Origin of the sequence: Chlamydia avium 10DC88, assembly GCF_000583875.1 — a bacterium.
In the GTDB taxonomy this organism is placed as follows: domain Bacteria; phylum Chlamydiota; class Chlamydiia; order Chlamydiales; family Chlamydiaceae; genus Chlamydia; species Chlamydia avium.
Map to the genome: position 1 here is coordinate 831,563 of NZ_CP006571.1, position 12,631 is coordinate 844,193.

Genomic DNA, 12,631 nt, shown 5'->3' on the forward strand with positions numbered 1-12,631 from the left:
AAGGAAAGTAGAAATGTTCCTCCGTGTTCTGATTAGTACGTTTCTTATTTTCGGATGGAGACCTTCATATGCAAGAGATTTAGAAGTCATCGTACGCTCAGAAGCCACTACATTTCCCCTGCATGTAGAACTCCACATTCGTTCTACAGATGCAAAGCAACAACAATATTTACATGCATTGAGTAATGTGTTTATTAATGATCTCGCCCTTGGAGATATCTTACAACCCTCATTTGTAAAACCAGGGGCAGCATCAACCTCTCTACGCATTGCTATAATTGATCACTATCCTGAGCTTATTTTCAGTTTAGCGAAAGCCAATCAGGAGTATCAACCTATCCACTCTATTATCCTTACAGAAGACACTCAGAAAAATCGTCAAAAAATCCATGAATCTGCTGACAAGCTACACTATGTACTAACAAATATTCCGGGAATTAGTTCAGGAAAAATTGTTTTTTCTTTATGTAAACCTACACAAGATCAAGAATTAAAACATGGAGAACTATGGACTGTAGACCACGACGGTGAAAATTTACGTCCTCTTACCCAGGAAAATTCTTTATCAATCACACCTCATTGGACAAATATAGGTGAAAATACTACGTATTTCTATGTATCTTATAAATTAGGTATTCCTAAGATCTTTCTAGGTTCTTTAGGGGAGTCTTCGGGAAGAAAAATTCTCAATTTACCAGGAAACCAATTTATGCCCGCTTTCTCTCCTAGAAAAAAGCTTCTTGCCTTTATCTCTGATAGTTGTGGTAACCCTGATCTATTTTTACAATCATTTTCCCTAGTTACAGGTGCTATGGGGAAACCACGCCGCATACTCAACGAGACTTATGGCACACAAGGAAATCCCTCATTTAGTCCTGATGGTTCTAAACTGGTTTTTGTTTCTAATAAAGATGGAAGACCTCGACTGTATACTCTCCAAATCGAACCTGAAATTCAAACACCAAAGCTTCTAACTAAAAAATATAGAAATAGCAGTTGCCCTGTATGGTCTCCGGATGGTACAAAAATAGCTTTTTGCTCTGTAATTAAGGGCGTCCGCCAAATTTGTATTTATGATCTCTCTACAGGAAGAGATTCTCAACTTACAACTACTCCTATAAACAAGGAAAGTCCTTCATGGGCTATGGATAGTCAACATCTCGTATATAGCGCAGGAAATGCAGAAGAGTCGGATATTTATTTATTAAGTCTAATCACTCAAAAAACCAAAAAAATTGTTATAGGACCAGGAGAAAAACGCTTCCCTTCTTGGGGAGCACCTAAAATAACTAAATAAAGAGAACTATATGAAAAAACAATATTTAAGCATGTTAACTTGCTGGTTATTGGCCCTTTTTTCCTTATCTTCATGCTCTTACCCATGCGGAGACTGGGATGTTGTTTGTTACAATTGCCAGAATACTAACAAGAAAAAACAACATGCGTGTGCATTTGTTCCTCTGTACTCGAACGATGAAATTAACCAAAACCTTGTAAATACCTATGATTCAAAAGAGGAACAATTATATAAAACTAGCAGCTCTGTAGCGTTTCGAAACATTACCTTTGCAACAGATAGTTATACTATTAAAGGTGAGGAGAACCTGGCTATTTTATCCAGTCTTGTTCGTCATATGCAAAAATCGCCAAAAGTAACTTTATATATTGAGGGACATACAGATGAACGTGGGGCAGCATCTTACAATCTTGCACTAGGGGCTCGCCGAGCTAATGCTGTGAAACAACATTTAATCAAACAAGGTATTGCTCCTGAACGACTATTCACGATTTCTTATGGGAAGGAACGCCCAATTAGTCTGTCTCATGATGAGCTTGCCTGGCAACAAAATCGTCGTACGGAATTTAAAGTCCATGCACGTTAATGTAAGTTATTTATTCCTAGGGTTATTTTGTGGATTACTAGGATCCATACCCGGATTTGCAGCAGGAAAAAATCCTGCTATGCAAACTCTTCTTGCTGAAATTGAAGACGCTTCTGCTAAATTACTGTGTCATGAATCGGAAATGCAAATTCTAGCAGAACGTTTAGATGAACAAGATTCTAAAATTCAACAACTAGAATCTATACAACCCGAAGGAATCTCGAAGAAAATCCAACAATTGGAAATAGAACAAAAAACATTAGCGAAAACTCTTAGTGTGTTAGCAGCATCAATAAAAGATATTCAAGCTACTTTGCAACAGAAACTTGAAATCATGCAAAAAGACTACAAAACGTTATCACAAGATATCCGTCTTTTACGGCGATCATTACTTGCGCTTGTCGATGGTTCTTCTGAGACGTATCCGGATTTTTCTGAAGCTATTCCTGCTCATATTCATGTAGTACAACCCGGAGAAAATCTAGGAAAGATAGCTACAAAATATAAAATATCTGTAGAAGAATTAAAAAAACTTAATAAATTATCTTCAGATATTATTTATGTTAATCAAAAGCTTTGCTTACCAAAGAATAAGAAATAATACGGTTCTTTCTTGCTCTCTCAGAATTATTCTCTCTGATAGATAATAAAAAATATCTTTTGTAGGATCAGAAATAAAAGCCAATATATCCACAATTCAATGAAATTCACAATTGCTTTATTTGGCGAAGCAGAAAAAGGAAGCTATGACGTTGCATACTTATGTCATAGTGCAGCAGATCTTTATGATCATTTAGGTAGTAGCCAAAAAATAACTAAATCAGGAATATCTCTTGCTATACAAGCCCTAATGTATAATTACGATGTGCTTTACTTTCGGGTAAGAGAAGAGGGCTATTGCGTAGACAGCTATTTCTTTGGCCTTCATTTTTTAAATACACAAACCACATTAAAAAATATTATTGCTATGGGACTTCCTGGTGTAGGAGATCAGTATCTTATAGAAGCATCTAAATCTTTATGCCAAAAATATAAAAGCCTTCTTTTGTTTTTTGAACAAGATTTCTATGATCTATTAACATTTAATAAACTATTTTAATCTATTGTCCCGAAATACTCTTTTAATCCCTCTTCATTAGGGGCCATAGCCTTTTGTCCTTGTTGCCAATTTGCTGGGCATACCAAACCATGATTTTCAAAGAAGATAAGTGCTTCTAATACGCGTAATTCTTCATCTATGGAGCGCCCGAGTGGCAAATCATTAATAACTAAGTGCCGAATAATCCCCTCCTTGTCAATTAGGAAACATCCTCGAAAAGATAAACCTGATACACTATCTAAAACACCATAGAGTCGAGAAAGCTCCCCACCAATATCAGAAATTAGAGGATAAGTAATTCCTTGAACACCGCCCAACTTTTTATTGGTATTCAACCAACGTTGATGAGTATCTAAATCATCCACAGAACAACCCAGAACTTCTGCATTTCGGCTTTGAAATTCCTGCAAAGCATCTTGAAAAGCATGAAGTTCTGTAGGACATACATAAGTAAAATCCTTAGGATAAAAGAAAAGAAGCACGTATCTCCCACGATAATCAGCTAACGAAATTGTTTTTACTTTGCCATCCACTACTGCGTGTGCAGTGAAATCCGGAGCAGGCTTACCAATTGACAATGATTCCATGATTATCCTAATTGTTTATGGGTTATCATAACTTTATAATCGCACCAGAGAGGACTTGAACCTCTGACCACCTGGTTCGTAGCCAGGTACTCTATCCACTGAGCTACTGGTGCATAGAAAATGCAATGATGAAAAGTTTAGTCAAGATACGTCAAATGATCAAGTCTTTCTCCCTATCTTCGAAAAAAATCACTTGAAATCAAAAAGATACTATACTTTTGATCTATTTTTCTTCATGAGGAGATTCATCTTCTACTTTCTCTGGAGAATCTGTAATAAATAATGAACTTGACAAAAGCGAACAAGCCATAGAAATGGAATATTTTAAAACAAATCTCATCACAGAAAAAGCATCAAATATGCCTGCAGAAATTACATTTTCTATCGTATGAGTGATCCCATTATAACCGAAAGAAGTATCAGGATGCTGTATTATAGTATCTAAAAGTTCTGTGGGGACCCTCCCACAATTAGTGATAATCGTTGTTAAAGGTGCTCTCATGGATTGTATAAGACATGTATATCCATGAGCAATTCCCGGCGATATTGTCTCAGGAATACGTATACGTTCAGCTGCTCGTATTAAAGCAATGCCACTTCCGGGAAGGTACCCTTCACGATAGGCTGCTTTTATTGCTTGTAAAGCATGAATCATCTGTATTTTTTTCTCTTTAAACTCGTTCTCTGTTACAGCCCCTAAGTAAATCCATGCTTTTTTCCCATGCAATTGAGATAAACGCTTTTCAACAACTTCTTCTGAAGGATGATATAAAGTTTGCTGACGTACATGAGTAATATGATCCGAAACAATAGTGTTATCTCCTGTCCCATGGAAAAAAGCTGTTGTTCTTTCGGTAATAAGAATTTTCCTCACCTTTCCTAAAACATTTACATCTGCGGTGTCTAAAGAAATTCCGGAAAAACTATCGATAAGAGTTGCTCCTGTAACAACAGCAATGTCTTCTAAAATATGCCTGGCATGTGCTCCTTGTTCTGGTATTTTTATAGCGCATACAGGAAAAGAACCCTTAAGTTTATTCACAATTAAAACAGATAGCAATTGAGGATCAATATCTACAGCAATAATGATTAAAGGAAATTTTTTCTCTTGAGCAACCTTCTCTAAAAAATGGATAAAATCTTGGTTTAAATATGAAAGAGTCTGGTTACATAAAAATACGTAGGCATCTTCATAAATCACCTCCATTGTTTCAGGATGTGTAACAAAATAAGAAGATAGATATCCCGAATGCAACCCTAAGTATGCACATGTATGTACAGTAGTTTGATGAGTAGGGCTTTCTTCTATACAATATTCTCCCTCTACTCCTATACTGGCAATAACATCAACAGCTAGTTGTCCCAATATAGCATCATTATTTGCTGCTGTGGTAGCCACAGCTAGGATATCCTGATCGGTCAAGATGGGTGTTGCAAGCTTTGTTAATTCTTCTAGGACACTATCTCCAGCAAGAACAATGCCCTGCTTTATTTCTAAAGGATCTAAACCACGAGCAATGCCTTGCAACCCTAAAGCAAATAAAGCTTCTGTTAAAATTATTGCCGTTGTTGATCCATCACCTACATGCGCATCTATTTGTAGAGCAACTTCTCGAGCAAGTTTTAAACCCATATTTTCAAACGCATCAGGCAACTGCAATTCTTTAGCTATTGAAGCACCGTATTTCGTAGTATAGGGCTGAGAATGTTCTTTTTTTATGATAACGTGAGCGCCTTGAGGGCCCAGAGTAGTCGACGCGGCATTAGCTAAAGCCCGTACACCACGATGTAATGCGTTTAATCCATCTAAATGATTTTTAAATACTCTAGACACAATACCTCTACAGGGACCAGAATACCCTGTAAAGCTACCTTATAAAAATAACAAAAATTCCTGTCAAACGCGTAAATGTTGTATTAGTTTTCACCGTACTCAGCGAGTAAAAACGGTTTACGAGCATCACGAAATTTTTTTCTTCCTTCTAAACATAATTGCTTTAATGGCCAAAGAATATACTTTTCATTGCTGCATATTTGTATAAATTTTTCCTCTCCTAGATAACGAGAAATGGCTTCAGAACGTTGGGGGAATCTATTTACAGACTTTAAAGCTATGCGCACTTGTTCAGGATATAGAGTTTTTAAAACACTTAAAATAGTACACTGTGTTTCCATGGGCAAAAATTGTTCCGGATTCTCTAGAAGAAGCAAAACTCCTGAACAATATTCCATTTTATACTTTCCAAAAAAAGGTTCGTAACAAAAAGGATAAAAAGAAATCCCAGATAATTGAGCTTCATTGAGTTTTTGAGCAACTAGCTTCCCGTCCATCCAAGGTGCACCAATAAGACGAAATGGCAAGGTATAACCTACGCCTATACTTGTTATAGATAACGCACCTATTACCCCTGTGGTAGCATAGAAAAATGTCGTTTCGGGATCTGGAATTTGAGGACTCGTTGGGATCCAACGCAATCCGGTCTGAGAAAAAGTCATCGAACGCCGCCATCCCTGCATAGGAACTATACGGACATCAGCTTGAGAAGCATATTTTGCTTTATATAATAAAGCAAGTTCCCCGGGAGTCATGCCATAACAATAAGGAATTTCCGGATTATTTTTTGAGTAAGCAGGTGGCATAGGTCCATCAATTATGTTCCCACCCATAGGATTAGGACGATCTAATACAATTAATGTTTTTTTATACTTTTCTGCTGCGCAAACGAGTTGCAATAACGTAAGAATAAACGTATAAGAACGCACTCCGATGTCTTGTACATCATAAACAAGAACATCACTACCCAAAACAGCATCTTCAGGAATATCTTTTAATCCATATAAGGATATTGTGCGTAACCCATGATCTTCTAAAACACATCCTGGAGTTCCTGCTGGTGATGTACCATAATAACCATGTTCTAAAGTGCAAAGAGCAAATAAAGAACACAAATCCTTGTGCTCTTGGAAAACAGTTAAGGCATCTTTTCCTTCACGATTAATTGCAGCATGGTGAGAGACCAATGTGATTGTTTTATGACGCAACCAGGACAAATACTCTTCTTCTTGGAAAATGCGATCCAAACCCACTAGAACCTGAGCAACCCCCCCATAAGGGAAAAACCAGATAAACAACAAACATACTCTGATAATCTTCATATTATCTCGCGTAATTACCAAAATTATATTCCTCTATAGGGAATGTACAGCTAGCAAAAAGCTTAGATATTGTGTTCAAGTTGTGTGGATGCAACTATTTCAATAATCGTGTATACTAAAAAAATTTATGCTGATTGAATTGTGTATATAATTTCATTGAAAAAAACTTGGTTTTCCTAGGAGAAATCCATGAAGATAATCATTGCCAGCTCACACGGTTATAAAATAAGAGAAACTAAGACTTTTTTAAAACAAATAGGAAATTTTGATATTTTTTCACTAACAGATTTCCCCAACTATCATACTCCTAAAGAAACAGGATCTTCTCCTGAAGAAAATGCCTTAGCTAAAGGTCTTCATGCTGCACAAGAACTACACTCATGGGTCATTGCAGATGACACTATGCTTACAGTCCCAGCTCTTCATGGACTTCCTGGAAAATTTTCTGCAACATTTGCTGGAGAAAATGCTACAGATAAAGACCACTGTAGACAACTTTTAAAACAAATGCAGCATTTGGAAAGTATTGTAGATCGTTCCGCTTACTTCGAATGTTGTATTGTTTTAGTATCCCCTGAAGGACAATTTTTTTAAAGCTCGAGGAATTTGCGAAGGATATATAGGCCACCAGGAAAAAGGTTCTTCAGGATTTGGTTATGATTCACTATTTCTAAAATATGATTACAAACAAACATTTGCTGAATTATCTGAAGAAGTAAAAAACCAAGTGTCACATAGAGCTAAGGCTTTGCAGAAACTTACACCTTACTTAGAAGATTTACTTAAATCTTCTTTAGTCTTTAGGAGTTAAAGTTTGCAATGAATGTTCTAGGCAACCTCGGATTTCTCGCATTTCTGTAAGCAAAGCTTCAGCTCGTAGAAAATCAGCTTCTAGTCGTGCTGCTGCTGGCATGCCTTCGCTTTTTTGAAGTTTTTGTGTGGCTGTGGGCATTTCTAAACTTACTGTTGACTTTGCTGTCAATTTATGAGTTTTACTAAAAGATACTGTTTGAATACCTTCGTTCATGGGAGCTTCCAGTTAATCATGGGCTTATTTAGCTTTTTAAGCAGGTAGTTAATTTTTGAAAAGTGTGAACACCCGAAAAAACCACGATGTGCAGATAAAGGAGAAGGATGAGGAGCAGCTAAAACAGCATGTTTATGAGAAGAATGAAATAATAGATCACATTTTTTCCTTGCTGCATTTCCCCATAAAACAAAAATAATATGAGAGCGATTTTCAATAAGTTTCTTAATAATGACATCCGTAAAACACTCCCATCCACGACCTGCATGAGAAAAAGGAGCTCCTGCTCGCACTGTTAATACAGTGTTTAACAATAAGACTCCTTGGTCTGCCCAAGCTTGCAAGCATCCCGTAGTATTTTTAATCCCTAAATCAGTATGTAGTTCGTGAAAAATATTGATAAGTGAAGGTGGGAGCCGGACTCCTGTAGGAACGCTAAAGCTGAGTCCATGAGCCTGTCCCTGACCAGGATAAGGATCTTGTCCAAGAATCACGACTCTCACCGAGTCAAACGGCGTGCTTTTCAAAGCATTAAAAATATTCTTTTTATCAGGATATATAGTAGTTTGAGAATATTCTAATAACAAAAACTCTCTAAGTTGATGCATGTAAGGTTGAAACCAAGTATCTTCAAGCTGTTCTTGCCAAGACACTGGAAGCTGGTTTATAGTAAATGCGTTTTGCATGAACTGCCCACGTTTTATTATTTGAAAATAACATATAGTATCTTCCCATAAGGATTTAGTTGCGATCCTAATCTTTATAGGAAAAAGCGAATAATCCCCGGATATCCTATGTTGACCTTAGAATTGAACCAGGCTCAAAGTGATGCTGTTACTTCACCTCTGAGTCCAATCCTTGTCTTAGCAGGAGCTGGAGCAGGGAAAACTCGTGTTGTTACCTATCGTATTCTTCACCTTATTAATGAAGGCATCTCCCCAAAAGAGATTCTTGCTGTTACCTTTACAAATAAAGCAGCCACAGAATTGAAAGAACGCATTGCGCACCTATGTCCAAAAATACAAGGCGAAGACTCTCCTATGGTATGTACTTTTCACAGCTTAGGAGTGTTTATCTTGCGTCGGTCTATCCATCTACTCAATAGAAACAACAATTTCATTATTTATGATCAAGCAGATGCGGATAAGTTACTCAAGCAGTGTTTACAAAAAATGAATATGAACAAAACATTGAGTAACCAAGCACAACATTTAATTTCTCAAGCAAAACATCGTTTGCTCTTACCAGAAGATTTAAATCCCGAAGACTATGTTAATCCTATCATACCTATTTACAAAGAATATCAACAACGTTTGCAAGAAGCTAATGCTGTTGATTTTGACGATCTTCTTTTTCTATCTGTAAAACTATTTCAAGATTGTCCAGAAGCAAGCAAAGAATATAGTGAATTATGGAAAGCTTTGCTTATTGATGAATATCAAGATACCAATCATGCACAATATGTAATGGCTCAAACAATAGCAAGAAAACATCAGAATATCTTTGCTGTAGGAGATCCTGATCAATCTATTTACTCTTGGCGCGGAGCAAATATTCATAATATTTTAAATTTTGAGAAAGATTATCCTCAAGCGCGTATTCTAAGACTAGAGGATAACTATCGTAGTTTTGGGAATATCTTGCATGCTGCAAATACACTTATTCAAAACAACACGTCGAGATTCAAAAAAGAACTTCGTAGTGTAAAAGGACCTGGAGAAAAAATTCGTGTCTTTTTTGGGAAAACAGATAGAGATGAAGCAGAATTTGTTGTTAATGAAATTTCCCGTTTGCATAGACAATCTCATATTCCTTTAAAGGATATTTGCATTTTCTATCGTACGAATAGCCAATCGCGTACTTTTGAAGACGCTTTACTACGTCGCCGTATTCCCTATGAAATTCTTGGGGGCATTTCTTTTTATAAACGTAAAGAAATTCAAGACATTCTTTCCTTCCTTAGAATGTTGGTTACACCATGCGATGTTATTGCTTTTGAAAGAACTATCAATTTGCCTAAACGAGGTCTCGGCCCCACAACAATATCTTCATTAATGGATTATGCTTTAAGTAATAATCTCCCCATATTAGAAGCATGTAGACTTGCTTTAGAAACTCAAAGTGTTAAGCTCTCTAAAAAACAGCACGAAGGTTTAAGACAATATTTATATATTTTTAAACTATTAGAAAATGCTCGGTTGACTCTCTCTCTAAGTGAGTTCGTCATTTCTACTATACGCATCACAGAATATCTTCATATTTTAAAGAAAGAAGATCCAGATACGTATGAGGATAGAAAAAGCAATCTTGATGAGCTAGCTTCAAAAACCTTTGAATGGGAGCAAAATCCTGATGCTTCTTTAGAAACCTTTCTGGATGACTTAGCTTTAAAAAGCTCTACTGAAGAAACAAAATTAACTACAGATCGTGTTAACTTGATGACAATCCATAATGGTAAAGGACTTGAATTCCGTATTGCCTTTATTGTGGGCCTAGAAGAAAAGCTTTTCCCTCACGCTAATTCAAATGAAACCTATGAAAATCTTGAAGAAGAACGTCGCTTATGTTACGTAGGAATTACTCGGGCTCAGGATCTTCTTTATCTAACTGCAGCACAAACACGTTTTCTTTGGAGCACAGTTCGTATAATGAAACCTAGCCGATTTCTAAAAGAAATTCCTAAAGAATGTTGGGTACAAGTACATTAAGTAAGTATGTTTCGTCCAGAACAAAAACTTTCTTTAAAATACCTACCCTCGCTACGTATGCAACAAGGGTTGCATATGTTGCAATTCCCTATTACGGAGCTATCTTCTTACTTGTTGCAACAAATTATTCATAACCCTTGTTTTGATCTTTCCTCTTTAGAGGAAGAGGAATGGTCTCCTTGTTTGTCTCTACCTTCCATAGAAGTATCGCAACCTGAATCTCTTCTATCCTATCTTTATACTCAAATACAACATACTTTCGATAATCCACAAGACGTTCGGATAGCTCAACACATTATAGGAAATCTATCTGAGCAAGGTTTATTGTCCATCCCTATTCAAGAACTGGCATTACAACTAGAAGTGCCAGTAGAAGAGATTGCCCAAATACAAATCAAAATCCAGCATTTTCATCCTCTAGGCATAGCTTCGTCATCCCTACAAGATTACTGGTTATTCCTTTTGAAACATTCCTCTCATACACTAGCCTATACTCTTATCAAGGACCACTACAATGCATTAAGGAATTGTGATTTCTCCTCTATAGCTAAAAAACTTCGCTGTTCTCCCAATCATCTTCTTAAATCCTTAAAAGATGCATTAACATCTATCCCTTGGTCTCCTGCTGCAGGTTATACCTCGCCTCGATCTTGTCCTCAGCCTTCTCTTCCTGATATTTATCTTAAATATGAAGTTGGCATTTGGGAGATTCACATTAACTCTCGAGGTCTGCCACCAATTAGAATTGACTCCCATGTTTTACATATTTACGAACAACTACCGGAACAAGAAAAAAAGAATCTAAAACACCAAATTCTTTCTGCAAAATGGTTGATCAAAAATTTAAAAAAACGAGAACAATTATTATTTGCTATTGTTGAGAAAATGCTTCCTTATCAAGAGAGTTTTCTTCTTGGGAAGTCTTCTGCTCCTCAAGCTCTTTCTGTAAAATTCCTAGCGGAAGAGCTACCTTATCACCAATCTACTTTATTCCGTGCTATAGAAAACAAAACTATTGCTACACCCAAAGGAATCTTCCCTTTAAAGTATTTATTTCCTCGACCTATTCATAATAGCACACAATCTAAAGAAACAATTTTACGCTGGATTCATCAGTGGATCTCATCGGAAACTTCTCCTCTATCTGATGCCGATATTAGCAAAAGAATCTCAGAACAAGGTATTCCTTGTGCCCGACGTACAGTAGCTAAATACCGCGCTCAATTGAATATCCTGCCTGCGCACAAACGCCATAGATATGTAAAGCGGTTTTACAGCAAAACTTAAGCAAAATAAGCAATATAGATCTGTTGCCAACGTACACTTTTTAATTTTTGTTCTCTGGCATATTTTTCAAGAACAGGAATGGGCTGTGTTGCAAACATACGAATTTCAGCATCAGTAAGTCTCAACAAAACCCATAAGGGAGGGATACCTAACATCTTACGAATTTTTTTCTTAGCACGATAGAAGTAACGCTGAACAATACATAGTCGTGTACCAAAATATACAGGAGCCGCAAGAAGACAGGCGAATCCTAATAAAGGAGCCCAGAAAGTAATTCCCAAACCTAAAAGAACAAAAAAGAATAAACAATAACTTTCCCCCGGGGAACGAAATAAAGGGCCTAGAAATCTCCTCCAAATAAAAGTAGATGTTTGGTAAGCTAAAACTTCTTCAAACATAGGCTCATAGAATTTCACGCGTGCAGCATGAACAGCTTCATGTGCGAGAATTTCTTCCTTAGAATATATACAAAACCATCGAACAGCCTTACGTAAATGCTTGCGAAGCTGTATCGTAACTCGATTATTTGCTATCCATGTGCATCCTGCTTCCCAAACATCCATGCCTTCATCCGAATAGATAACTTCTAGATGCGTGGGATTGATATCAAACATATCTTGAAGTCTAGAAGGAAACGGAGTGGGTTGCTCTGGAGCATTGTCAAAAATTTCCTCAACACGATACAAAAAAGGAGGCTTTAATTCTTCAGGACCTGCGATAATCCCTTGTTTATTCAAACTGAGCAAGTCATCATCTAAAGATTTAGGAGGAATTAAAAATTCTAACTTCTTCACATTTCAACCATTTTTTATCTAGATAAATCGTGCAATAAACTTAAAAATACTTGACGAAGTTTCTCTTTTATATAGGATTTCTAGGACTAA

At 36.6% G+C, this 12,631-nt stretch carries 12 protein-coding genes, 1 tRNA gene and 1 pseudogene; 7 read left to right on the forward strand and 7 right to left on the reverse strand.

From position 1 onward, the window contains the following. Positions 1-13: 13 nt before the first annotated feature. From tolB to RT28_RS03655, 4 genes are all read left to right on the forward strand, one after another. A complete protein-coding gene (tolB, locus tag RT28_RS03640; protein WP_020355668.1) occupies positions 14-1,297 on the forward strand; it encodes a Tol-Pal system protein TolB in 1,284 nt (427 codons plus the stop codon). 10 nt (positions 1,298-1,307) lie between these two features. Then, entirely contained in the window at positions 1,308-1,883 is a 576-nt protein-coding gene (locus RT28_RS03645) for an OmpA family protein (RefSeq protein ID WP_020355669.1), read from the forward strand. Beyond that, the gene (locus RT28_RS03650) at positions 1,873-2,484 is read left to right on the forward strand and encodes a LysM peptidoglycan-binding domain-containing protein (RefSeq protein WP_020359160.1); all 612 of its coding nucleotides are present in this window, start codon (positions 1,873-1,875) and stop codon (positions 2,482-2,484) included. Before RT28_RS03645 ends, RT28_RS03650 begins: the two co-directional genes overlap by 11 nt. A 99-nt stretch (positions 2,485-2,583) precedes the next feature. Beyond that, a complete protein-coding gene (locus RT28_RS03655) occupies positions 2,584-2,982 on the forward strand; it encodes a hypothetical protein (RefSeq protein ID WP_020355672.1) in 399 nt (132 codons plus the stop codon). Here the strand turns inward: RT28_RS03655 and RT28_RS03660 are convergent. The 4 genes from RT28_RS03660 to RT28_RS03675 form a co-directional block, all read right to left on the reverse strand. Next, on the reverse strand, positions 2,979-3,569 hold the full coding sequence (locus RT28_RS03660; protein WP_020355673.1) for a peroxiredoxin: 591 nt from the start codon (positions 3,567-3,569) through the stop codon (positions 2,979-2,981). The two genes, RT28_RS03655 and RT28_RS03660, sit on opposite strands and share 4 nt — an antisense overlap. Positions 3,570-3,609: 40 nt before the next feature. Further along, positions 3,610-3,682: transfer RNA gene (locus tag RT28_RS03665), tRNA-Arg, on the reverse strand. Positions 3,683-3,792: 110 nt separating this feature from the next. Beyond that, a complete protein-coding gene (gene groEL / locus RT28_RS03670) occupies positions 3,793-5,403 on the reverse strand; it encodes a chaperonin GroEL (RefSeq protein ID WP_038500953.1) in 1,611 nt (536 codons plus the stop codon). Between the two features lie 83 nt (positions 5,404-5,486). Further along, entirely contained in the window at positions 5,487-6,725 is a 1,239-nt protein-coding gene (locus RT28_RS03675) for a DUF1343 domain-containing protein (protein WP_020359161.1), read from the reverse strand. 189 nt (positions 6,726-6,914) lie between these two features. Between RT28_RS03675 and rdgB the strand changes: the two are divergent. Further along, a pseudogene (gene rdgB / locus RT28_RS03680) lies at positions 6,915-7,536 on the forward strand (RdgB/HAM1 family non-canonical purine NTP pyrophosphatase). Here the strand turns inward: rdgB and RT28_RS03685 are convergent. After that, positions 7,519-7,752 (reverse strand): hypothetical protein, encoded by a 234-nt coding sequence (locus tag RT28_RS03685; RefSeq protein WP_020359162.1) that lies wholly within the window; start codon positions 7,750-7,752, stop codon positions 7,519-7,521. The pseudogene rdgB and the gene RT28_RS03685 overlap by 18 nt on opposite strands. Further along, complete coding sequence (gene ung / locus RT28_RS03690; protein ID WP_038500956.1) at positions 7,749-8,438, reverse strand: uracil-DNA glycosylase; 690 nt, start codon at positions 8,436-8,438, stop codon at positions 7,749-7,751. Before ung ends, RT28_RS03685 begins: the two co-directional genes overlap by 4 nt. Positions 8,439-8,546: 108 nt before the next feature. On the opposite strand from ung, the gene RT28_RS03695 reads away from it, so the two are divergent. Further along, positions 8,547-10,460 carry an ATP-dependent helicase gene (locus tag RT28_RS03695; protein ID WP_038500959.1) on the forward strand — a complete coding sequence of 638 codons (1,914 nt, stop codon included), beginning with the start codon at positions 8,547-8,549 and terminating at the stop codon, positions 10,458-10,460. A 6-nt stretch (positions 10,461-10,466) separates the two neighbouring features. After that, positions 10,467-11,747, forward strand: a complete 1,281-nt coding sequence (gene rpoN / locus RT28_RS03700; RefSeq protein WP_038500962.1) for an RNA polymerase factor sigma-54 — start codon at positions 10,467-10,469, stop codon at positions 11,745-11,747. Here the strand turns inward: rpoN and RT28_RS03705 are convergent. Beyond that, positions 11,744-12,541, reverse strand: coding sequence for a hypothetical protein (locus tag RT28_RS03705; RefSeq protein WP_020355681.1), 798 nt, complete (start codon positions 12,539-12,541; stop codon positions 11,744-11,746). The genes rpoN and RT28_RS03705 overlap by 4 nt on opposite strands. Positions 12,542-12,631: the final 90 nt, after the last annotated feature.